This is a genomic window from Vibrio sp. YT-18, from assembly GCF_033337345.1.
GTDB lineage: Bacteria > Pseudomonadota > Gammaproteobacteria > Enterobacterales > Vibrionaceae > Vibrio > Vibrio alginolyticus.
In genome coordinates this window covers 288653-312629 of sequence record NZ_JAWOQO010000003.1, presented here as the reverse complement: position 1 = coordinate 312629, position 23977 = coordinate 288653, and the positions used below count along the sequence as shown (strand labels likewise).

Annotated in this window: 21 protein-coding genes; 15 read left to right on the top strand and 6 right to left on the bottom strand. The window is 46.4% G+C overall.

The features are described 5' to 3' along the window. The first annotated feature begins 106 nt into the window (after positions 1 to 106). The 10 genes from R7M72_RS06100 to R7M72_RS06055 all read left to right on the top strand — a co-directional run bounded on the left by R7M72_RS06100 (position 107) and on the right by R7M72_RS06055 (position 11309). A complete protein-coding gene (locus R7M72_RS06100) occupies positions 107 to 1297 on the top strand; it encodes an MFS transporter (protein WP_262627957.1) in 1191 nt (396 codons plus the stop codon). Continuing rightward, a complete protein-coding gene (gene yidZ / locus R7M72_RS06095) occupies positions 1272 to 2240 on the top strand; it encodes an HTH-type transcriptional regulator YidZ (RefSeq protein ID WP_054579373.1) in 969 nt (322 codons plus the stop codon). Before R7M72_RS06100 ends, yidZ begins: the two co-directional genes overlap by 26 nt. Positions 2241 to 2381: 141 nt before the next feature. Continuing rightward, a complete protein-coding gene (locus tag R7M72_RS06090) occupies positions 2382 to 3251 on the top strand; it encodes a DMT family transporter (protein WP_258513441.1) in 870 nt (289 codons plus the stop codon). Between the two features lie 388 nt (positions 3252 to 3639). Further along, positions 3640 to 5817 (top strand): FUSC family protein, encoded by a 2178-nt coding sequence (locus R7M72_RS06085; protein WP_054730102.1) that lies wholly within the window; start codon positions 3640 to 3642, stop codon positions 5815 to 5817. A gap of 10 nt (positions 5818 to 5827) precedes the next feature. Next, positions 5828 to 7471: a TolC family protein gene (locus tag R7M72_RS06080; protein WP_033906682.1), complete on the top strand. Its 1644-nt coding sequence runs from the start codon at positions 5828 to 5830 to the stop codon at positions 7469 to 7471. Next, entirely contained in the window at positions 7471 to 7674 is a 204-nt protein-coding gene (locus R7M72_RS06075) for a DUF1656 domain-containing protein (RefSeq protein WP_005374946.1), read from the top strand. Before R7M72_RS06080 ends, R7M72_RS06075 begins: the two co-directional genes overlap by 1 nt. Positions 7675 to 7686: 12 nt before the next feature. Then, positions 7687 to 8577, top strand: a complete 891-nt coding sequence (locus R7M72_RS06070; protein WP_033906681.1) for an HlyD family secretion protein — start codon at positions 7687 to 7689, stop codon at positions 8575 to 8577. Between the two features lie 16 nt (positions 8578 to 8593). Continuing rightward, the gene (locus tag R7M72_RS06065) at positions 8594 to 9280 is read left to right on the top strand and encodes a potassium channel family protein (protein ID WP_315957313.1); all 687 of its coding nucleotides are present in this window, start codon (positions 8594 to 8596) and stop codon (positions 9278 to 9280) included. Further along, the gene (locus tag R7M72_RS06060; RefSeq protein ID WP_017634412.1) at positions 9273 to 10421 is read left to right on the top strand and encodes an AI-2E family transporter; all 1149 of its coding nucleotides are present in this window, start codon (positions 9273 to 9275) and stop codon (positions 10419 to 10421) included. The genes R7M72_RS06065 and R7M72_RS06060 overlap by 8 nt, the downstream gene beginning before the upstream one ends. A 216-nt stretch (positions 10422 to 10637) precedes the next feature. Continuing rightward, positions 10638 to 11309: a DUF2057 domain-containing protein gene (locus R7M72_RS06055; protein ID WP_017634411.1), complete on the top strand. Its 672-nt coding sequence runs from the start codon at positions 10638 to 10640 to the stop codon at positions 11307 to 11309. 59 nt (positions 11310 to 11368) lie between these two features. On the opposite strand, the gene R7M72_RS06050 is transcribed toward R7M72_RS06055, so the two are convergent. Together R7M72_RS06050 and R7M72_RS06045 are read right to left on the bottom strand one after the other, a co-directional pair. After that, positions 11369 to 11815, bottom strand: coding sequence for an RDD family protein (locus tag R7M72_RS06050; RefSeq protein ID WP_017634410.1), 447 nt, complete (start codon positions 11813 to 11815; stop codon positions 11369 to 11371). 180 nt (positions 11816 to 11995) lie between these two features. Continuing rightward, positions 11996 to 12760: a ferredoxin--NADP reductase gene (locus R7M72_RS06045; RefSeq protein WP_318056106.1), complete on the bottom strand. Its 765-nt coding sequence runs from the start codon at positions 12758 to 12760 to the stop codon at positions 11996 to 11998. Positions 12761 to 12970: 210 nt separating this feature from the next. On the opposite strand from R7M72_RS06045, the gene R7M72_RS06040 reads away from it, so the two are divergent. Beyond that, positions 12971 to 13423, top strand: a complete 453-nt coding sequence (locus R7M72_RS06040; protein WP_005374933.1) for an acyl-CoA thioesterase — start codon at positions 12971 to 12973, stop codon at positions 13421 to 13423. Between the two features lie 970 nt (positions 13424 to 14393). On the opposite strand, the gene R7M72_RS06035 is transcribed toward R7M72_RS06040, so the two are convergent. After that, complete coding sequence (locus R7M72_RS06035; protein ID WP_005374929.1) at positions 14394 to 14612, bottom strand: VF530 family DNA-binding protein; 219 nt, start codon at positions 14610 to 14612, stop codon at positions 14394 to 14396. A gap of 132 nt (positions 14613 to 14744) precedes the next feature. Between R7M72_RS06035 and R7M72_RS06030 the strand changes: the two genes are divergently transcribed. Continuing rightward, positions 14745 to 15668 carry a LysR family transcriptional regulator gene (locus R7M72_RS06030; RefSeq protein WP_025768616.1) on the top strand — a complete coding sequence of 308 codons (924 nt, stop codon included), beginning with the start codon at positions 14745 to 14747 and terminating at the stop codon, positions 15666 to 15668. Here the strand turns inward: R7M72_RS06030 and R7M72_RS06025 are convergent. Continuing rightward, entirely contained in the window at positions 15665 to 15955 is a 291-nt protein-coding gene (locus R7M72_RS06025; RefSeq protein WP_213904642.1) for a putative quinol monooxygenase, read from the bottom strand. The two genes, R7M72_RS06030 and R7M72_RS06025, sit on opposite strands and share 4 nt — an antisense overlap. A 69-nt stretch (positions 15956 to 16024) precedes the next feature. Next, entirely contained in the window at positions 16025 to 16678 is a 654-nt protein-coding gene (locus tag R7M72_RS06020; protein ID WP_005374924.1) for an oxygen-insensitive NAD(P)H-dependent nitroreductase NfsB, read from the bottom strand. A gap of 167 nt (positions 16679 to 16845) precedes the next feature. On the opposite strand from R7M72_RS06020, the gene R7M72_RS06015 reads away from it, so the two are divergent. Together R7M72_RS06015 and R7M72_RS06010 are read left to right on the top strand one after the other, a co-directional pair. Further along, entirely contained in the window at positions 16846 to 18309 is a 1464-nt protein-coding gene (locus R7M72_RS06015; protein ID WP_213904643.1) for a helix-turn-helix transcriptional regulator, read from the top strand. Positions 18310 to 18438: 129 nt separating this feature from the next. Next, positions 18439 to 21096 (top strand): alpha-amylase family glycosyl hydrolase, encoded by a 2658-nt coding sequence (locus tag R7M72_RS06010; RefSeq protein ID WP_213904644.1) that lies wholly within the window; start codon positions 18439 to 18441, stop codon positions 21094 to 21096. Positions 21097 to 21180: 84 nt separating this feature from the next. Here R7M72_RS06010 and R7M72_RS06005 read toward each other — a convergent pair whose 3' ends face one another. Beyond that, complete coding sequence (locus R7M72_RS06005) at positions 21181 to 22338, bottom strand: D-alanyl-D-alanine carboxypeptidase family protein (protein ID WP_104976414.1); 1158 nt, start codon at positions 22336 to 22338, stop codon at positions 21181 to 21183. A gap of 210 nt (positions 22339 to 22548) precedes the next feature. On the opposite strand from R7M72_RS06005, the gene R7M72_RS06000 reads away from it, so the two are divergent. Continuing rightward, a complete protein-coding gene (locus R7M72_RS06000; protein WP_053303894.1) occupies positions 22549 to 23844 on the top strand; it encodes an alpha/beta fold hydrolase in 1296 nt (431 codons plus the stop codon). The last annotated feature ends 133 nt before the right edge of the window (positions 23845 to 23977 follow it).

Below are 23977 nucleotides of genomic sequence, written 5' to 3'. Positions count from 1 at the left end.
ATTCATACAGGGTATGTCGTAAATAGAAATACCTGGTGTCGTATTTCCCACTCGCAGGCAAACGTTTAGCACTCTATTATCCTCGCCATTCGATAGAGAGGTTTCCATGTCCCGTTTTTTACTTTGCAGTTTTGCACTCGTCTTACTCTACCCTACTGCCATTGATTTGTATCTTGTTGGTTTGCCTCAAATTGCGTCAGATCTCAACGCCAGTGAATCTCAGTTGCATATTGCGTTTTCGATCTATTTAGCTGGTATGGCTACCACGATGTTATTCGCGGGAAAAATTGCAGACTCTGTGGGACGAAAGCCTGTTGCCGTCGGCGGCGCGATGATCTTCGTGCTCGCGTCTTTTCTCGGCGGAATGGCTGAACAACCAAACGCTTTCTTGATTGCTCGCTTTTGCCAAGGCATCGGTGCTGGATCTTGCTATGTCGTCGCGTTCGCGATTTTACGCGACACGTTAGACGATGAACGCCGCGCGAAAGTATTGTCGATGCTCAATGGCATCACCTGTATCATTCCAGTGATCGCACCCGTGATTGGTCACTTGATTATGCTGAAATTTCCTTGGCCGAGTTTGTTTACCACGATGGCAGGAATGGGCATTCTCGTCAGTGTATTGGCCATTTTTGTTCTCAAGGAATCACTACCCAGCCAACAAGGTGAAGAACAGACAACGCCAGAGAGCCATCAAGAGACTTTCTTCGAGCGATTTTTTATCAGTAGGCTGATCATTACTGCGCTTGGAGTGACCACCATTCTGACTTTTGTGAACGCTTCACCAATTGTTGTGATGAGTATGCTTGGTTTTGATCGCGGTGGCTATTCTTCCATCATGGCGGGGACTGCGACGATCAGTATGTTGATTTCGTTCTCGGCGCCATTGGCATTGGGGATTTTCAAGCAGCGAACCTTAATGATGAGCTCCCAAGTATTGCTCGTTTGTGCAGCCATCGTGCTCAGTGCAGCCCATTTCCATGATGGACAACCTTTTTACTATGTGTTCGGACTTGGGCTGATTTGCGCAGGCTTCGCTTGTGGCTTTGGCGTGGCCATGAGCCAAGCGCTCAGCCCATTCTCTCAACAAGCTGGCATGGCAAGCTCGTTACTGGGCATTGCTCAAGTTTGTAGTTCCGCGTTCTATATTTGGTTTATGGGTTTCATCGGCGTTAGTGCACTGAATATGTTGGTGTTTATCTTAGTGCTAGGTAGCGTAATCAGCCTTGCTCTAATACTATTGATTCCAAAGCCTGTTCACGATACCCATTATGAAGAAATCCCTAGCGCGACTTGATTTAAACTTACTGTTCACTCTGCAATTATTGTTGCAAGAGCAAAGCGTCTCGAAAACCTCGAAAAAGCTGAACGTTACGCCCTCTACCGTAAGTAAGTCGCTCAACAAACTTCGTCATTGGTTCGATGATCCTTTGTTTGTCAAAACACCTAAAGGTCTTGCGCCAACGCCTTTGGCGCAAAGCATGGAGCAAGATCTTGCAGAATGGCTGCAAATTGGCAGCCAGATTGCAGAAAAACGCAGCGATATTACGCCTAAAGGAGTGCGTTTTGATATCACGATTGAGTCGCCATTAGTGCTCACAGTGCTGGACAGACTCATCGTCGCTATCCACCAGCGATACCCTGAAGCGAAAGTAAAAACCAGTAACTGGGATTACGATTCACTCGACGCCATCATTCGAGGCGAGGCGGATATCGGTTTTACCGGCCGAGAAAGTCACCCTAGATCGAAAGAGTCGTTGGATCTTCTGCCTTATTTCTTGGATTTTGAGATTCTATTTTATGACCTGCCGATGGTGTATTTACATAAAGATCATCCGGCATTACAGCAAGAGTGGAATCTCGAGACCTTTCTGAGCTACCAACACATCAATATTGTTTGGGAAAAAAGTGAAACTTGGGCGTTGGATGAAGTATTAACGGAACTAGGGCTACAGCGCTCTATCGGGCTGACGATGTCCAACTTTGAGCAATCCCTTTTTATGGCAGCGCAGCCGACGCATGACATGATCACCACCGCGCCGCACTATTGCAAAAGTTACACAGAAAAGCTGCATCTCGATTTGGTGTGCTTGCCAATTCCATTAGACCAAGCTCAACAAGACAAGTTACTGATTCCATTTACCATGATTTGGCATAAACGCAATGCGTACAATCCCAAATTGCTATGGTTGAAAAACACCATTAAGTCATTGTACAAACAACCTTCCCAACCACAGTAAGACTCAGGCTAAGGTCAGGTTTTATCTGGTTATTTTTAATGACTTTCTTGCTCTGATAGCTATAACTAATCACTTTATCAACTAATAAAAATGTTCTTTTGGATCTACACTAGCTGTTCATTTACACGCTAAGGATCAAGGATGTCGACCTTTTTACTCACTGCTATTGCAATGCTGGCGTTCGCTGCTAATTCATTATTGTGCCGACTTGCCTTGGCAGAAGGGTTAATTGATGCAGGAAGCTTCACGCTCATTCGATTGATATCCGGCGCTGTTATCTTAATCGCAATGCTTGTCGTGAGAGGTCAGTGGAAAACCGATCGGCCAACTTCTCGCTTTCGCTTTTTTGCTGGCGTGGCGTTATTTGGTTACGCTGCCCTTTTCTCTTTCGCGTACTTACAACTGGCGACAGGAACTGGTGCTTTGCTTTTGTTTGGTGCCGTGCAACTTACATTACTGGCAATCTATTGGTGGCAAGGTGAGCGCTTTCAGTTTCTCGAAGTCATCGGTATCGGTCTTTCAATTGTTGGATTTGTTTGGTTGATGTTGCCATCTGCCACGCGCCCCGATATTAGCTCTGCACTTCTTATGTTGATTTCTGGCGTTTGTTGGGCTGCGTTTACTGCGCTCGGCAAACAAGCGCCTTCTCCAAGTAGTGGCATCACGTGGGGATTCATCGCTGCATCTATAATTGGCATACTCCTATCACCATTGATGCTGTCCTCAATCCACCTTTCTTTGAGCGGAGTGTTGCTCGCTATCGCATCTGGTGCCATTGCCTCTGGCCTTGGTTATACGCTTTGGTACCAAGTCGTACGTAAGCTCTCTTTGCTTCAAGCCGCCGTCAGCCAACTTTCCGTGCCAGCCATTGCTTTGCTACTCGGCAGCATCGTACTCCACGAGCCTCTTTCACTGCATATTCTTTTAACCAGCGGCATCATTCTTGGTGGGATCGCTTTGGTTTTTTTATCTCGATCCAAAAAAACAAACGAACAATCGGCAAGCCGATAAAAAGTAATAACTTTCCCTCTCAAGTACCCATTCATCATCTATGCTTTTTAAAGCAGTAAAGCTCATTGCAGATGGTACAAGTGGTCTGCTTTGGTACCAGGCGAAGAATATAAGGTGAGAATTGGCTCACACAATGCAACGATTTTGTTTCAAAAATGAGAATCGTCACAGATCGCGAATTTGCTCGTTTTAGGCGTTTCGCCAATAACGCCAAGGGCTAGCACGAGATCAAGCCAAATACGCACTTTTTGTTTTGACAAAGGGTTTACAAAGCACACTTTTTCACCCGCTATATTCCGCCCCCCGAATTTATTCAGAACAAGATTCTGATTATTCATATAAGAAATTCATCAATTTATAACGATAAGCCTGAGCAAACTTTGACACTATGAACGACAAAATAAAATTCGCTATTAAAGTATCGCTTAGCCTGACTCTGGCTTATCTGATCCCGTTTGCCATGGGTTGGCCGCAAGCATCGACGGCCGCAACCACAGTGATGCTGATTGCATCCACAGGCAGTCGTCGTGAATCCCTCGCCAAAGGTACCTTACGCGTGTTCGGTACGTTGGTTGGCGCCGTCGTTGGCTTGTTACTGGTGGGATTGTTTGCTCAAGACCGCTTGCTGTACATGTTGAGCGTGTCGGTTGTGGTCTCATTCATTTTTTACTTCCGTAATGCCTATCAAAAAGATCCAACGCTACTCATGCTGACCGGCGTGATGACGTTGATGATGTCCAATGGCGGTGACGCAGAAGGTGCGTTTCTTTATGGCGTTGACCGCGCCTATATGACGGTGTTTGGGGTGGTGGTTTACACACTCGTGGGGACTTTCTTATTCCCGACCAAAACAGAACAAAACCTAAGACAGCTCATCGAACAACTCAACCAAGCACAACGCGCGTTGTTCACCGCTATCTTGCAAAATTTCGAGCAAAAATCGGCAGGGCAAATCTCTCCTCAAGAAGGCGGAGAAGAAAATCCAGAAGCGGAAGAGCCACAACCTCCTAGCGTGGACACTCTCATCGAACAGATGTTTGCCGCTCAAAATGCGCTCGAACAGCGTTTTGCCACGGTCAGTGTGGAATGCAGTGACGTGTCGGCCTACATGAAAGAGTGGCGCTTGGCGGTTCATTTGAACAAGCAAGTAACGCAACAATTGACCGTCGCGGCGCACAGCCACTTTAGCCACCAGCAAGACCGTGAAAGCATCAGCAACTTTGATCAAGCCGTGGCGGAAATTGACGCGCTATTTGATACCTGCCAACAAGTCTGGGACGAAAAAGAGCCCGCTTATCGTGCTCAGGAGTTCAAAGTCGAATACAACCAAGCGTTGCTTGAAGATGCAGCTCACCTAGAGAAAGGCTCTGCGCTTACGCTTGGTCACCTATTGGAACTGATGCATCAAAACTTGTCGCGTTTAGCGGAGAGCATTAGCTGCATTGACTCTGTGACGAACAATGTCTCCTTTGACGTGCCACTGCCGAAACCGAAAGGCAAGTTTCTATGGTGGGACGCAGAAAACTTTAAAACTGCGGTCAAAACCTTTGTTACCTATTGGGTTGCAGGACTGATTTGGATTTATTTCAATCCACCAGGCGGCTACTCGTTCGTGGTCTTCTCGACCATGTTTATGTCTTTGCTGTCGTTCGTGCCTGTGCACCCAATTTTGTTGCTTGTGCTGTTCACTTTCGGCTTCTTGTTCGCGGTACCTTCTTACGTCTTCATCCTTCCGCAATTGGATCTCGGATTAGAACTTGGCCTGTTTATCTTTATCTACACCTTTATCGGTTTTTATCTGTTTAACGGGCCAGTGACGATTTTCTATATGATTGGCTTGTTTGTTCTCGGTTTAGACAACAACATGTTTTATCACTTCGGGATCCTCATGACGATCATGCTGTTGTTCTACATGGTGGTGTTCATGATTATTTTCGCGCACTACTTCCCGTTTAGCTCACGACCAGAACACCTCTTTTTGACCATAAAAGAACGCTACTTCCGACATACCCGAGAGCTGTTCACTACCTATCAACAGCAGTCTAGCTCGGTTATTACGCCGCTCAAACGGGCCTTACACTTGGTGACGCTCAATGTCTCATCGAAAAAGCTCAAAGTCTGGGGTTCGAAAATCAACCACAAACACTTTGATAAAACCACGCCAGAAGCGATTGGCGCGTTTAGCAAAGCGTGTGATGTACTCAGTAATCACATCAACATCTTAATGGCCGCCGAGAAAAAGTTGATGGCCAATCCGCTGATTACTCAGCTTCGTCAACAACACCGCGATTCCATCATTCCTTTGATGGCAGGCGCTTTAGCCAGCCATCAAGCAACACAAGAACTCGACTCCGTATTCGACCAATACAGTCAGGATTACCAAACATTCGAAGATAAACTGGAAGATTTTTTTAGTGAGTTGGATTTATCTGACTACGCTTATTCAGAGATAGCCGGTTTTTATATCTTGCTGAATTTAAAACGGAACGTGTTCGAAGCAATCAAGCATTGCAAGCAAACCTACGAGGATATCGATTGGGTGAACTTACAACAGAAGCGTTTTTAAAGGTGGGGATATGATGCTTCCAAAACTAACCAAACCAAGCCTCGCCATACTTTCTTTGCTCGGACTCAGTGCGTGTACCACGGTAGGACCAGATTATGTTCATCCAAAGCAGGCGCCACTGCCAAGTGACTGGTCGGTGCAAAAAGCAGCCAAAGATACGCAGCAATCAGAGCAACAGCTACAACAATGGTGGCAGCAATTTAATGACTCAACTCTTAATCAGCTGGTTGAGTTGGCGAGCAAACAAAACCTCGATTTAGAAGCCGCAGGGCTACGAATTGTCCAAGCACGTTCATTGCTTGGTATTTCGACTGGCTTGCAATACCCACAAGTTCAAACCGTGTCAGGAAACCTAGCGCGTGCCTACGTAAATGATCAGGGCGTGAATAACGCCACTTTGTCGTTTGATGCTGCTTGGGAAATGGATGTTTGGGGCAAGTATGCTCGCGGTATTGAGTCGGCAGAAGCGGGTTACTACGCATCCATCGCATCGTATCACGACATCATGGTCACTATAACCGCCGAAGTGGCGCGCAATTACATCAACTATCGCACATTCCAAGAACGTATTTTGCTGTCTCGCCGCAATATCGAGATTCAAGAGCGTGTCGTCCGCATTACACAGGTGCAGTTCGACTCTGGCAACGTTACAGAATTGGACGTTCAACAAGCTAAAAACCAACTCTACACCACCAAAGCAGCGTTACCGAGCCTCGAAGTGGCAATGAAGCAATCACGTACTGTGTTGGCTTTGCTACTGGGTCTGTTACCAGAAGAAGTAGATCGACTGCTACAGTCGGATGGGATGCACAAGCAAATCGCTGAGTACGAAGCCCAGTTCAAATCGACGGGCAGAAAATCGGCGCTATCGGGCACCGACGAGCGTTCCATTGTGCCACGTCCACCGCTTTTGGATACGCAAGTGGATGCTAACTTAGTGATGCGACGTCCGGATTTGCAAGTCTCTGAGATGCAAGCTCGCGCGCAAAGTGCGCAGATTGGCGTGGCAGAAACCGCTCTGTACCCAAGCTTTTCGTTGTTCGGTTCCATCGGTATCGACAGTACGGTTCCCGATGGCAGCAGTTTCAGTTTTAGCGATTCGCTCACCATGGTGGTTGGCCCAACGTTCAGTTGGAACATTTTCCAATACGGACGCGTGAAAAATAATATTCGTTTCGAAGATGCTCGCTTCCAAGAAACGCTGACCAACTACAACAAAAAGGTACTGCAAGCCGTTAATGAAGTCACCAATGCAATCGAAGCTTATGACCTGTATTTGCAGCAAAAAGATTTACGCTTGCAATCGGTCAACTCTTCTATTCGTGCGTTCAACATATCCATGACACAGTACGAAAACGGACAAATTTCATTCGAACGTCTGCTTAACTCGGTAGAAAAAATGACCCGCGCAGAAGACAGCTACGCAACTATCAAAGGTAATGTTGCGAACCAAGTTGTTGCACTCTATAAAGCCCTCGGTGGAGGCTGGCAAACCCAAACAGGCAAACCTTTCATCAGTGAATCGATTGCCACGCAGATGACAGAGCGCACTGACTGGGGAAGTTATTTAAATGAAGAAAACCGCGTATTGCCGCCTTTGCGACTCGAAACTCCGGCTGAGACCAGTGATGAAAACAAAACGGAGGATCGGTAATGCCTCATGAACTCTCTTGGGGAGACGTTTACTTTTCTCCTACGCTACTCGTGCTCTTTCTCGCCGTCACGGCCACGTGGATAACGGTGATGATATTGAACAAGACACGTTTGTCTCGCTTCATCGCTTTTCCGTCTCTGACGTTTATTGCCATCATGGTCGGTTATGTGGTGGCCATCGACAGCTTTTATATTCAATTTTAGGTGCCAAACAAGATGAAAAAACTATTCGTAATCGCACTCAATCTTGTCATTCTTGGTGGCGCAGCTTGGCTCGGCTATCAAAAGTTTGAGGAATACTTTAATAACCCATGGACACGAGATGGGCAAGTGCGTGCTAACGTCATCAAAGTGGCTCCTCGCGTATCAGGCCCAATTGTAAATGTCGCGGTGCAAGACAACCAAGAAGTAAAAACGGGGGATTTACTGTTTGAAATCGACCCTGCGACTTACCAGGTTGCGTTATCTCAAGCCGAAGTAGCACTGGAGCGCTCCATTGTTAGCTCTCGCGGTAAAAAAATCGAATATGACCGCTTAAAAGACATTCGTGCCAAAGACCGTGGCGCGGTTTCTCACAAGGATCTGATTCGTCGTGAAATCGCTTACGAAGAATCGCTACTGCAAATCAAATCTGCAGAAGAGCAACTCAAATCAGCACGCCTTAATCTCAGCTTTACCAAAGTTTATGCGACCGTCGATGGTTTTGTATCTAACCTCGATATTAGAAACGGTACGCAAGCGGTCGCAAACCAACCACTGCTCGCACTGATCGACAAAAACAGCTTTTGGGTATTTGGTTTCTTCCGTGAAAACCAACTTGCGCAAATCGAACCTGGCAGCCAAGCGCGTGTCACTTTGATGTCTCACCCAGACACGCCAATTGACGCGACGGTTGACTCGATTGGTTGGGGTATTGCGCCCAAAGACGGCACGGTCGGCTACAACCTTCTTCCAAACGTAAACCCTGTTTTTCAGTGGATTCGCCTAGCACAACGTATTCCGGTGCGAATCTCCCTACAAGAACTTCCTGAAGATGTTGATCTTCGATTCGGGCTTTCTGCGTCCATCATGGTGATGAAAGAGTCATCCGCAGAAAGTGAACAATAATTAAGTGAGAAGAGCCATGGTCATTGGTAAAAACCTCAAAAACATTAATGAAGAAAACAACTTCTTCTATCTAACCTTAGCGCTAGTGATTTTGTTGTTAGGAAGTGCGATGGCACAAGTCGTAGGTGAAGGGACGATTGAACACATACTTCAGGCTTTCACGGTTCTGACGTTTATCGTCTGTTTTGCGAGCCTTCGCTTTGACAAAACCTGGTCTCGTTTCCTCTACAGCCTGTTTGGTGTTTGGGTTCTTGTGATTGTGATCAAGACCGTTTTCAACATCAGAGAGATGAATATGGTGATGCTTGCCCTCACCTTTGCGTTCTTTTTCGGCACTTTTAAATCCATCGCAAGACAGATTCTTTTCACCGGCCATGTCAACAGCAACAAAGTCATTGGCTCGGTAGCGCTTTTCTTGCTGCTTGGTCTGATGTGGGCGATTGCCTACCTCATTCTGCTTGAGTTTTCGCCTGAAGCCTTTACTGGTATGGAAGCGATTTCTTGGGGGCAGAACTTCTCCAATGCAGCGTATTTCAGTTTCGTTACCTTAACCACGCTCGGTTATGGCGACATTAGTCCTCTAACACCATTGGCTCAAGTCGTGGTGTATTTAGAGGCCATCACAGGTGTTTTTTATATGGCGATTGTTGTTTCAAGTCTCGTCAGTTCTAACATTGATCATCAGGTAAACAAAAATGGATAAACAATCGGTAAAAATCGACAGTAAGCTTTTCATCAGTAATATGGTGGAATCGGCAATACGCATTGGCTTGATCTTTGTCTTGCTGATGTTTACGTACGACATCATCAAACCCTTCATCCTTCCGGTTATTTGGGGCGCTATTATAGCCGTCGCTTTAATGCCGCTTACCCAAAAATTGCAGCGTGTATATGGTGGTCGCAGAGGCCTGGCAGCCACAACCATTGCTTTACTTGGTATTGCCCTCCTTGTCACGCCACTTGTTATGGTATCAGGCTCCATTGTGGATGGTGCAACGCACGCGCTTGAAGTACTACAAAATGGACAAGTGAAAATACCAGGGCCAAAAGCTTCCGTAGCGGATTGGCCTATCGTGGGTGATAAGCTCTACGAAGTGTGGACCCTATTCGCTACTAATCTTGAGCAAGCGATTCAAACCTTTATGCCACAAATAAAGGCAGGACTCACATCTTTACTGGGTACACTGGGGGGCGTATTGGGAAGTTTACTGCTTTCAATCTTGTCACTTGCGATTGCAGCAGGTTTCATGACGTACTCTGAATCTGCGGCATCAGGCTTAAGAACCATCGCGATTCGAACCGCAGGTGAAAACGCAAAAAGCTGGACCACGCTTATCGCAGCGACAATTAAAAGCGTACTGCTTGGCGTAGTCGGTGTAGCGGCGATTCAAGCACTGTTGATCGGTGCTGGTTTCTTCGTATTTGGCGTTCCGGCAGCAGGTTTACTCACACTGCTTCTAATGATCTTATGTATCGCTCAGCTCCCGGCGTTGCTCGCTGTGCTACCTGTGATTGGCTTCATGTACATGACCCAAGACACCTCAACAGCAACCATGTTTACTGTTTGGGTCGTAGTTGCGGCTCTTTCTGAAAACCTGTTCAAACCAATGTTGATGGGACGTGGCGTCGACGTGCCAATGCCTGTGATTCTGCTCGGTGCCATCGGTGGTATGCTTTTCTACGGCATCGTTGGTCTGTTCTTAGGTGCCGTTATCCTAGCAATTTGGTATGAGTTATTTGTTTGGTGGTTGAGCATTGAGAAAGCACAACAGCAAGAAGAAATGGCAGAACAACAAGACGCTTCTGATGACCAATCAGAACCTGGACATGGTGCAGGCATATAATAAATCAATAAGTTAGAAAGAAATTCAATCTATAACTTATAGAATCAAACCGCTGAATTTCAGCGGTTTGATTCTATTTGGATCACAGTTTCGTCGTAATAAATGCGATAAAAATGACGTTCTTGTTAAATTTTCATACTTATTACACTTGGGAGTTGCAATCGGGCAATGAACGATGCACTCTCGATGACCACTAATTTGCTTAGGATAAAAACAATGAAATTGATCAAGCCTTTAACTTGTGCGCTTGCTCTCGCAATGAGTGGCATGGCATTCGCAGATGTAACCGTGAGTGTTCCTGACAACGTTTCAGTATTAGCGGCTAACGGTGAAAAAGCAGATCTTTCGGGTGGTTTTTTCGCCTCTGAGAGAACACTGACGTTACCTGATGGCCTTAACCAAGTCGTATTTCGTTTCGCCCCTTACTTCAACCAAGGTAATGACCGTTTAAGTGTTGAAAGCGATGTTATCGTTACACGATTTGACGCGACCAATGCCGAACTCACTCTACAAATGCCAGAATACCGCAACCTACGTGATGCGGAAGAGAAGATCAAAGACTTAGATTGGAAACTGGTTGATGATTCTGGCAACGCAATCGCGGTTGACCAGGACAAGCTGCTCAAACCGGGTATGCAAATCGGTCGTGATTACGTACGTGAAATCGAAGATTACAACCAGGCTGGCGGTGCAGCAGCCGTGGCTTTTGCTGGCGCAGCGACCATGCAGCCAGTCACGCTTCCTGCAAAGGTTCCTGCGGATATGAAGCAAGTGAGAGCAACTGCGGTTAAAGCGGATTCGACAGCTGAAGAGATGCTGCACTTCTGGTACCAAAAAGCAGACGCAGAAACCAAAGCTCGCTTTAAGAAATATGTTAATCAACAGTAAATCTGGTTAACTTTATCGATATTAAAAAAGCCACTTCACGTGGCTTTTTTGATCAAAAATTAGGAAACTTGGACAACTTTAGTATTGGCGATCAAGTCATGCAACAAACGTCGCTCCGGATGAAAGAACAACAATGCCAAATTTACCAACGGGATCCCCGGAATGAGCATCTCCAGTAAGTAGCTAATAACAAGCCTTAACCCTGCTGTAACTTTCGTTGCCTTACTATCATTTTTCATTACAACTTTAATACCAATCATGCGCATACCAATGGTTTGCCCATGACTCAATGCATTCCAGTTGATCATTAAAACCGTTGGTAAAGAAAGCAAGTAAAACGCCTGAGTTTCACGAACAAGCGTGAGGTTATCCGCTAAAGAGAGCTGAAAGTCGTTAAGAAAAGAGTTAATACTCAATGCGATGATTAACACGACCACCATCGCAAAGAGCAGGTCGATAAAACCAGCAATGATTCTCTGTTGCTTGCTCGCGATAAAAGCATACATGGACTTCAGTCACCTCAATGTAATTGGTTAAGCGAGAATGACTGGGTGTACAGACGCGCAATGGTGAGCGCAGTTTAGGTATTGCCAACATAATATTCAACTAAGAACATACTAAATCGCGGTCGTATCTCAAAAGTAATCATTACATCTTGAGCATAACCGTATCAATTTAACAAAACGCTACCAGTAACGTTCGTAAATGATATTTCCCCCTGTTTGATGGCGATACTTTTCCAAGCCTAGCTCTTGTAAGACGGGCACGGTATCTTTGATCATTTGTGGATTCCCACACATCATGACAAAGCTACGCTGAGCTGAGAATGGCGCATCAGCGGCGTTGGACAGTAAACCCGATTCGATGAGTTCAGGAATTCGGCCTTGTAATTTACCATCAACCACTTCCCTGCTGACTATCGGTATATACTTTAATCTGCCTTCATATCGTTGCTGAAGCTGTTCAATTAGGTATTTATAAACCAGATCTTTTTCGAAACGAACGGCATGAACCAGCACAATGCGCTCATTGTGAGGCGGTAGGTTTATATCATCCAGCAGCGATAAAAACGGTCCAATCCCCGTACCTGTAGATAGCAGCCACAGGTCATGAGCCTGTTTAGGAATAGAATCATGGGTTAAATCGCCATGTGCAGTGGCACCGACATAAATACTATCACCAGATTTAAGCTTTTGGAGCCGTGGAGAAAGTTGTCCTTGAGGGTCGGCTACTATTAGAAATTCCAACCAATCGAATTGCTCGCTTGGCGCATTAACCACGGAGTAAGCACGGCTGATCTGCTTACCTTCATCATCAAGCAAAGCAAGCTTGGTGAATTGGCCAGCTTTAAATGAAAGAGGCGCGCCAGATATTCTCAAACTGAACAGCTCACCTGTCCAATCAATGCGTTTCTCAACTCTTGCGAGGTTGAAACCTTTGAGTTCAATCATGAGACACCTCCTATCTGGTTACTCTTAGTTAAACTTACGCCTTCAACTCGATTATGTAAAGTTTCTAGTTTACATAATCAAACCACTATTTCATTTCACATTTTAAAAACAATTTTATTACATATTAAATGATTACATCTAGAATAAATGCTCAAAGTGATAAGTCGCGTCGCAATTTGTGGCAAAGCAGATGAAAAAGGAGCAATAGAAATGGACACACTGTTAAAGGACTTTCCCGTTATCACAGAGATAAAAGTCGCATGGGGTGAAATGGATGCTCTGCAACACGTTAATAACGTGGTCTATTTTCGCTACTTCGAGACCGCACGTTTAGATTACTTCAACAAAATTAACCTGCTGGTCGACCTGCAGACCTCGCAAATTGGGCCAGTACTGAGCGAGACTCAATGCCGCTACAAATTGCCTGTTACTTACCCAGACACGCTATTAGTCGGTTCTCGCGTAATCGACATGCAAGAAGATCGCATCACAATGGAGTACCAAGTGCTGAGTAAGAAGTGGGGGAAAATTGCGACCATCGCGACCGCCACTGGTGTGATGTTTGATTTTAAGAACAACGTTAAAGCTGCGATTCCAGATCACGTTCGCCAGTCGATTTTAGACTTGGAAGGAACCGTGGGTAGTACGCATCATTTGGAGTAGCAAGAAACGAGAGATTAAAGGCGAGGTTCCCGACAGCGCTTCTTCATCGCTATCGGGAATGATGCTGAGGTACCATTCCAACTTACGCAATAAGAAAAGCTACGTCATTCTAGCGAGCCATAGCGAGACTAAGAATCTACTTACCGCTTGCTGCAAACCATAAAGCCATGAATAAACTCAATACAATCTGAGAGTAGATTCTGAATCACGCTCGTTCCTCGCGGTTCAGAATGACGATTCGAGTTTGGCTCTGACCTCTACAAAACCATCTAAAAAAGCGATTCCAGATAAACCTATGTGACCATCCGGAATCTCGCTTTAGACGCATCAGCAGAGCGACTCTTTCAGCCTACGCGATAAGAAAAGCTGCGTCATTCTAGCGAGCCAAAGTGAGACTAAGAATCTACTTGCCGCTTGCTACAGACCATAGAGCCATGAATAAACTCAATACAATCTGAGGGTAAATTCTGAATCACGCTCGTTCCTCTCGGTTCAGAATAACAGTTCGAGTTTGGCTCTGACCTCTACAAAACCATCTAAAAAAGCGATTCCAGATAAGCCTAAGTGACCATCCGGAAAATCACTTTGGACGTATCAGTGGAGCGACTCTTCCAACCTACGCGATAAGAAAAGCTGCGTCATTCTAGCGAGCCAAAGCGAGACTAAGAATCTACTTGCCGCTTGCTGCAGACCATAGAGCGATGAATAAACTCAATACAGTCGTGAGGGTAGATTCTGAATCACGCTCGTTCCTCGCAGTTCAGAATGACGGTTCGAGTTTGGCTCTGAGCTCTACAAAACCATCTAAAAAAGCGATTCCAGATAAGCCTAAGTGACCATCCGAAATCTCGCTTGAGACGCATCAGCAGCGCGACTCTTCCAGCCTACGCGATAAGAAAAGCTGCGTCATTCTAGCGAGCCATAGCGAGACTAAGAATCTGCTTGCCGCTTGCTGCAGACCATAGAGCGGTTAGCAGAATGTCTCGATGTACAGCGCTTCCACCTTATCTCTGGCCCATTGCGTTTTACGCAGGAACTTCAGCGACGATTTGATTGAAGGATCTTTCTTGAAACAGTTCACACGAACGCGCTCATACATGCCATTCCAACCAAAGTGTTCAACTAGTCGGGTGACGATTTTCTCTAAACTCAACCCGTGAAGTGGGTTATTCGGCTGCTGTTGACTCATGCTATTGATCCGGTAAAGTGAAGTTGCGCGCTAATCTAACTCAAACTCGCCGTGCAACCTAATGTTTTAACCTTGAATTGGCCTACGACTCTCCCCTATAGTAGCCCAAACTTCTTAAAAGCCCTTTTCACAATGAAAGCCCTCAACGACCTCAATATTTTTGTCGAAACCGCGCGCCAAGGCAGCTTTTCAAAAGCCGCTAACAGCATGGACATGACACCTGCCGCCATTAGCGCATCGATTAAGCGTCTTGAAGGGCAAATCGGTTTCCCGTTGTTTGTGCGTTCCACCCGAAGCCTGCGTTTAACCTCAGAGGGCGAACTGTTTTTAGACAAAACCACGCAAGCGTTGGCAACATTGCAAGAGGGGTTGGATCAGATCTCAAGTGCGCGCGGGGAGTTGTCTGGTCAGCTGCACATTACTGCACCCTCCGATTTTGGTCGCAATATGTTGCTCGATTGGGTGGATGAGTTCATCGATCTCTACCCAAATGTTTCCATTAAACTAGAGCTGTCCGATAGCTTGACGGATATGTACACCAAGCCTGTCGATATTGCGATTCGCTACGGCGAACCGGCCGACTCCAATCTGGTCGTATTGGCATTGTGTGGGTCAAACGAACGGATATTATGTGCATCGCCAGAGTACGTAGCTACACATCCAGAACTCACCTCTCCTGCCGATTTAACGCAACACAATTGCTTGTGCTACATGGTCGCGGATTCGGTCTACAACAAATGGACGCTCACGCGTGGCAGCGAGAAAGAACAAATCGTGGTCAGCGGTAACTTGTTGAGCAACGATAGTGACTTGCCACACCGGTTAGCGATCAAAGGCAAAGGCATTGCGAATAAATCATTGATGGACATTAGCCGAGACTTAATCGAGGGAAGATTGGTACGAGTGTTACCAGAGTGGGATTGCGGCCCAGTGCCGCTCTACATGGTATGTGCCGATCGTCGATTATTGACGCCAACGATTCGGACTTTCCGCGACTTTATCCAACAAAAATGCTGCCAGCAACGCGCCAACGTGCTGGCAACCTTCTGTCATTAGGCGATAAATCGAAGAGGACGAATCTGGGTATATTCAACCCAATCGTTCTCTTCCAATGTTTCAAGAAACGTCGCCATATGCGGGCTTTGCAAATGCTTATCCAAGGCCTCTTGCGATGCCCAAATTTCTTGGAACATAAATAGGCCATCAACTTTTTCGTCGAGATACAACTCGTATTGGCAACAGCCTTCTTCTTTACGAGTTGGCTCTAGTAAACCAGCAAGCAAATTCACCACCTGCTCCTTACTATCTGGATAGGCTTTCACTTCTGCGACTAAGTGGATCATCGTTTTATCACTCTTTTGCGATTTATAGATTGATTACGGGGTGCTACGTCACCTGTAAGTAAGCTCGAATTAGATCTCGGTGAATACGGTTTCTGCGTCCCAGCGAGACTTTGGCGTTTTCGCGTTGAAGTCATCTTCCGCGTGGTAGCCAAGCGGCACGATCACAACACTGGTATAACCTTTTTCACGCAAGCCAAATTCTTCATCCAGCACTTTTGGATCAAACCCTTCAATTGGTACTGCATCGATTTCTAGCGTCGAAGCACCCAACAGCAACGTACCCACGTTGAGGTAAACTTGTTTCTCCATCCAATGGTTTGCATCTTTCAAATCAAAACGGTGCATGTTCACAAAGTAGCTACGGCCACCGCGCACAGCCGCTTTCGCTTCTTCAGTTGGGAATCGACCATCTTTTTCTTCTTGCACCATTAGCGCTTCAATGTAGTCGTTATCAATGCCTGTTTTTGCACAAAACACCAATACGTGAGAAGCGTTGAGAATCTTCGCCGCGTTAAACGCGTAATTCTCTTGCGCCGCTTTAGCGATGCGCTGCTTGCCTTCTTCTGTGCTTGCCAGAATGAAATGCCAAGGCTGGGAGTTCACACTCGATGGACTAAAACGAATCAGCTCTTTAACTGCGTCGATTTTTTCTTGAGGTAGCTTGCGTGTTGGGTCAAACACTTTCGTTGAGTAACGAGATTTTGCAGCTTGTACGATATCCATGAGGTTCTCCAATTAATGAATTTAAGCTGTGTAACAGCATAACCTCATGAGATAAAGGGAAAAACCGATTTCGATTAAAAACATTTTCAAAATAAATTTGAAAATAAAACGATAAGAAAGGCTTTGAGCGTTCTCACTGAACTTCTTCATCTTTTCAGCAATAATGCATGTTTGCTCGCAACCAAACTCAACTCATGCTGCCTCAAGATAACATTATTACATCCTTTCTGTGCAAAAAGCTCGGTCACAATCACCTTCGAATTGCTGGCGAATATTGGCACATTGAGAAGTTGGTGGCCTTGCAATGTATGATGTTGAAAGAAGCGCCTAACCTCCAAGAAGGGCTGCTTTGGTGGAGTAAAAGTGTCTCATTATTCGACCGCCGTTTGTACGTCACATTTCAACATGGTGATGCCCAAATCCATCTGCAAGTAGAATGCAGAACGGGCGATATGCCAAATTGGGCGGAGTCGGTGTTTGGCTTGCTCAGAATGCAGTTGGAGATGCTTGAGCTAAGCGAATCAATACAAGTACAAGTTCAAGCCAGCAATCCATTCTCGGCCGATATTTTTCTAGGGGAAACGCGAGATTCTAAAACGAGTTCAAGCGTGTTTGAACTGGTGAAACACGTTTATTTGCTGCTTTCTCACCAGCCAATTGAGCAACCCGAATTGCTGAGTGTTTTGAACGCCTTGTTCATCAAAAACAGCAATTACGCGCTCAAGTTAGAGCAAGCGGCAAGGCAACTGGGCGTCTCCAAACGCACCTTGCAACGTCGACTGCAAGAGAAGCAAATGAGCTACTCTCAATGCGTTGATTTCGCTAAAAGAAAGCAAGCACTCACTTTGCTTGCCGACACCCAACTCACAACGCAGCAAATCGCCTATCAACTTGGTTATGAAGAACCTTCGAACTTTCACCGCACTTTTCGTCGTTGGTATCCGTTTTCACCCATGCAATATCGCCAACAATGTTTGGATAACCGAACTCAACTAAATCAACAACCGATCCGCTTATACTACGCCAAAGCCAATACCTTCGACGATAACCACATCGACCAACCTGTCGGCAAAATCTGGATGGAAGTGGACAATATTGCGTTTGAAAAAGTGGTCTCGGTAGAATGCCGTGACCGTGATGGCGCATGGCGTCGCTACCCAGCCTTCTTCGAGCGCTTTTTAAGTCATGGCATCGAACTCTGGGCAACGACCGAACTTCCGGTAGCGCACCCCCTTACCTTTCGCCTTTGTTATGAAGTCGATGGGGAACGTTACATTGAGAATAACCACCAGCGTGACTATGTGGTTTCTAAGGGGCTTTTAATTGGTGCAACGGAATACATTGTCCCGACTCGGCAGCTTATTAATATTGGGGCGCAATACACGCTCTTTATCGAACTGGCATGCCGACTTGAAAACGTTGCGAGGATTGACTGTTACGTCGATGATGATCCCACACCTCACGCAATGCGCTTAACCAAACACTCGCTACATTATGCTTGTTGGGTGCTGCAATTATCGCTCACTCAAACTGCAAAGCAGTGCCGTTTCCGCCTTTATGATGAATCCGACAACGAGCTCGCGAAAGAGCATTACCCGATACAATATCCTATTGTGCAACCGCTCAATTAAAACTGTCGGTCAGATCAAAACCATCACTTCGTGACATCATTTCACGTCTTTTTTGGCGTAAAATGACACTCTCAATTTCAAACCTTTGCTTTATCGTTTCTGCATTGCTGCATAACGGAGGCAAAAACTGTGTTTGAAACTCTACCTAACCCAATGAATAAAATAAAAATACTTCCTTTCGCGATCGCTCTTGCCCTTTCTGGCTGTGGAAGCGACGAAACCACACCAGTCGATACAGGCAGCCACGTGGCATCTCCTGATTGGCAAGATCAAATCATTTACTTCCTGATGATCGACCGTTTTAACGACGGCGACAGCGCTCTCAATGATCAAGAGCAAAACGAATTCGATCCGACGTCGGATAAAAAATTCAGCGGCGGCGACCTCGTTGGTGTGAGTGATAAGTTAAGCTACATCGAAGATCTCGGTGCCACATCGATCTGGATTACTCCGCCAGTTGCTAACCAATGGTGGGATGCAGAGCAAAACTACGGCGGCTACCACGGCTACTGGGCGCGTGACTTCCAAAAAGTGGATGAGCACTTTGGTGACATGGAAAGCTACCAAGCGTTAGCGCGAGAAGTGCACGCTCGTAACATGTTCTTGATTCAAGACATCGTGACCAACCATGTTGGTAACTTCTTCACTTACGATGCCCCATACAATTACGATCCTAGCCTTCCTTGCCAAGGTTTCCGTTTGATAAAAAATGCACTACCTGCCGGGCAAGAGCTGCCGTACCCACTCAACATGAATGAGTGTAAAACAGACGGCACAGGCAGCTACCACTGGACGCCAAGCATCACCGACCATAACGACCCAGTACAAGAAAAAACCTGGCAACTGTCGGATCTGGATGACCTGAATACATCCGATCCTGAAGTACGCGCTTATCTAAAAGAGAGCTACCGTAAATGGATTCGCGAAGTGGGCGTTGACGGTTTCCGTATCGATACGGTGAAGTTTGTTGAGCACGATTTCTGGAACGACTTCCTGCATGCCGACGATGGTGTGATGACTCAAGCGGTTGATACTGGTCGCGATAACTTCCTGACCTTTGGTGAAGTCTTCGAAACATCTACGCCTTACCACACCGAAGGCGAAGAGAAGATGCTGACTTACATCGGCGAAAGCGGCTCGCCGGAGCAGTTAACCTCGGTGTTGAACTTCCCATTGCAAGCAACCATGACTCGCGTGTTTGCAGCAGGACAACCGACCGATTACCTACGCTTTCGTCTTGAGAAAATGATGGAGATGTTCCCAAATCCATACATCATGCCGAACTTCATTGATAACCACGATATGCCGCGTTTTCTATCGCAAGGCAGTGTCAACGATATGAAGCAAGCTCTGATCACCATGATGAGCGTACCCGGTATTCCTGTGATTTACCAAGGTACAGAGCAAGCGATGCCAGCAGCGCGCGATGCGATGTTTGCTGGCGGTTACCGTGAAGACGGCGACTACGTAGATTCATTCGACCAAAACAGCGAGATGTACTTGTTCATCCAAGAGCTTGCTAAGTTACGTACCGAAAACAAAGTCATGACACGCGGCGAAATGAAAGTCATTGGCAGCGATAAAGCTGGTGCAGGTGTGTTCGCCTTTACCCGCACTTTGGATAACGACGAAGTCTTAGTGGTAATGAACACATCTAACTCTCCAATGTTGATGAACCAACTCGATGTAGAACAAGTTGGTGGCACCGTCTTCAAACAACAAATCATGTCGAACTGGGTAGACGCTCCAGAGCAGTTAATCGCAGATGAAAACGGTTACGTAACCCTTGAGCTACCAGCCAAATCTGCCGTGATTTACTCAAAAACTAACGATACCCAATCGGTAGATACCCCAGACCTCAACATACAACTGGCGCAGGATTGGGAAGGAAAAACCATCACTGGTGATATTGTTATCGCGGGTAGTGCGAACGCCAACGAGAAGTTGAACCTTGTCGTCGATGGTAACTTAGAAACAGCGCAAGCCATTACTGCAGGCGCTGATGGTCAGTTTAGTGTCACGCTGTCGACTCGTCACTTTGCAATTGGCGAACAACAACACCGCTTCGCGATTTATTCTACTGAGAAAAAAGCTGGCATTGAAGATGTTAACTTTGTGTCGGACTTAAGCTGGTCAAACACGCCAGACGACACTATTGATGACGCGGGTGATGCGCAAGATGGCATGGGCGGTCCTAACGGTAACTATTCGCTACCAACGGATCCAACATTCGATAAAAACAATAGCCAACTCGCAATCAACAAAGCTGAGGTATTTACCGTTGGCAGTAACGTACGTTTGACCTTCACTATGGACAACATCACCGACACTTGGTTGCCACCAAACGGCTTCGACCACGTAGGTTTCACCATCTTTATTGATTTACCTGAAGAAGCCGCAACTAACTTGTCTGAGCTACCGAAGATCAACGCTTCTATGCCAAGCGGAACCTGGAGTCGTAATGCGGTTGTTTTTGGCTGGCAAAGTTCGATTTACAACACCAAAGGAGCAAATGCGACGACATGGGGAGAAGCGGTCACGCCAGCACCAACAGTGACAGTAGACAAAGCCAATAACACTATTTCGATGGACTTTGCGAGTGACGCGCTGGGCCGCCCAGATTCGCTCGATGGTATCCGCTTCTATGTCACGACTTGGGACTTAGACGGCCTTTCGGCAACTTACCGTCCGCTAGAACAAGACAAAGGCCCTTGGAACTTCTCCGGTGGCGCATCGGATGAAAGTAAGATTTGGGACGATTTACCAATCATCACCTTGTCGGAATAAACCGTTAAATAAAACACCGCCCAGCGTTTAGCTGGGCGGCCATCAACAAAAAAATGCAGAAAGACACTTCTGCTCGTTTTTATTCTAGTTAAAGAACGATTTCACCCACAGCACCAGACTGTCCCAAAGCTGAGCGAACCACGAGCCCTCTTCTACCGCTTGGCTGCTGACCAAGGGATAACTCGCCACGGTACTGTCATCGCTTTTCCAAACGACCTTACCAATCTCATCTCCTTGCGCGATCGGCGCAATCAACGGTTCATTTAACACCACACTCTTATCAAGCCCAGCCGTCATTGAACGAGGCAGAGTGAGATAGGCATCTTTAGCAAAGATCGCCTCAACTTGATTAGCATTTCCCTTCCAAACGCGAACTTTAGACTCAACTTCCCCCTGTTTAGCAACTTGCTTGGTGTCATAAAAGCGAAAACCATAGCTGAGTAGATTCTTCGATTGGCTGATCCGAGCCTGTTTACTTGGCGTACCCATCACCACCGAGATAAGGCGCATTCTTCCTTCTTTGGCCGAGCTCACCAAGCTGTATCCGGCATTGCTGGTGTAGCCGGTTTTTCCCCCGTCGACATCAATGGAATTGTCCCACAACAACTTATTGCGGTTGTACTGCGTAATGTCGTTCCACTTGAAGACTTTCTCACTGTATAGCGCGTACACATCAGGAACATCGCTGATGATCGACTGCATGAGTCTTGCCATATCGGTTGGTGAGGTTTGGATGCCATCACTATCAAGACCATGGGAGTTCACAAAATAGGTGTCTTGCAGTCCTAATTTCTCCGCCCAACCATTCATCAAGGCAACAAAGCCGCGTTCACTGCCTGCAACATGCTCAGCCAGTGCAACGCACGCGTCATTTCCTGATTGGATGATCACGCCGCGCATTAAGTTCGCAACACTAATTTCATCTTTCGGTTTGATGAACATTTTAGAAGAACCGGGAAACTTGGCCGACCACGCGTTTTCGCTCACGGTGACAACATCATCCCATTTCAAACGCCCCGCTTTGATTTCTTGTCCAACTACATAAGCGGTCATCAACTTGGTTAAACTCGCCGGAGCAAGGCCTGCTCGCCCGTTATACTCGGCAATAATGGCACCGGATTGAAAGTCCATTAATACGTAGCCTTTTGCCTGTAACTGAGGTGGGTTGGGCGTAACAACGGCAAAAGTAGGTACGCTTATTAAACAAGTCACAATTGTCCATCGAGCCAGTGACACTTTCATCCGACTTCCTCCATGCTCTTACTTTGTCGCAACTCTATTGAGCATAGCTCACTCAACCAGTTGCACCAGTCGCTAATCGTTTCATTTTCTTGAACTTACATTGATTTGACCAAGGTATAGAACTGAAGAGGCAATTGGGAAATAGCGTTGGTTCTTCGCGCCATTCGCAGTAAAGTAGCGCTACCCCTCAATAAGGAAATAAAGATAACAATGAACGCTCAATCATTTATCGACGCAGGATTGCATTACACTCCCCACAGTTTTACCGTTCCTCTGGATTACCAAGACGCAAGCAAAGGCACCATTAGAGTCTTCGCCCGTTCGGTTTGCCTAGTTGGCGATGAAGAATCGACCAAACCTTGGTTGGTTTACTTTCAGGGCGGGCCTGGCTTTCCCTCTCCACGTCAAAACGGCAATAATGGCTGGGTAAAACGCGCCCTGCAAGAGTACCGAGTTTTGCTTCTCGACCAGCGCGGTACGGGCAACAGCAGCGTAATTAATCACCAGACGCTTGCTCACCTCACGCCAGAGCAACAAGCAGACTACTTGAGCCACTTCCGAGCGGATAACATCGTGCGCGACGCGGAATACATTCGTGAGCAATTTGGCGTCGAAAAATGGGCGATCTTAGGTCAAAGCTTTGGTGGGTTTTGCTCCCTCACCTATTTGTCTTTGTTCCCAGACAGCTTGCTACAAAGCTACATCACAGGTGGCGTGCCATCAGTCTCACGTCATGCCGACGATGTGTATGAAGCCACTTTCAAACGCACCATGGAGAAAAACCAAGCGTTCTTCCAACAATTTCCAAGTGCGCAACAACTTTGCCAAAACATTGCGAATCACTTGCTGGAAAATGAAGAGTACCTACCAAATGGTCAACGCTTCACAGTGGAGCAATTTCAACAAATCGGCATCAACTTTGGTGTGAGTGATACTTTCTTACCAACTTACTATTGGCTAGAAAGCGCGTTGATTGAAGTGAACGGCAAACCACAACTTCGTTATGAGTTCTTAAACGATATGTTGGCGCAGCAAAACTTCCAAACCAACCCGATCTACGCCATTTTGCATGAATCGATTTACTGCCAAAGCTTCGCGTCGAATTGGAGTGCGCACCGCGTTCGCCAAACCCGATCAGAGTTTAATTATGAATCTGGCAAGCCATTTTACTTTACGGGGGAAATGGTCTTCCCATGGATGTTCGACCAATACGTTAACCTCAAACCACTAAAAGACGCCGCAGAAATATTGGCAGCGAAAAAAGATTGGACTGCGCTGTACGATCAAACACAACTGGCTCAGAACAAAGTGCCTGTCAGTTGCGCCGTTTACGCCGATGATATGTTTGTTGAAATGGATATCAGCCGAGAGACGCTCGCGTTAATACCAAACTCAAAAGCGTGGATCACCAATGAGTACGAGCACAACGGCTTACGTGCCGACGGTGAACGTATTCTCGACAGGCTCATTGCCATGGGAAAACAGACCGCAGCTACGTTGAAATAAGCACGGCAGACGTTAGAAAAACGCCTTTTCAGTATGTGGTGAAAAGGCGTTTTATAGCGGTTTATGAACAATGGCGATCAGTCATTCACTCTTTGTCCCTAAACCTTTATCCCTCACCACCTCATGTATAAAA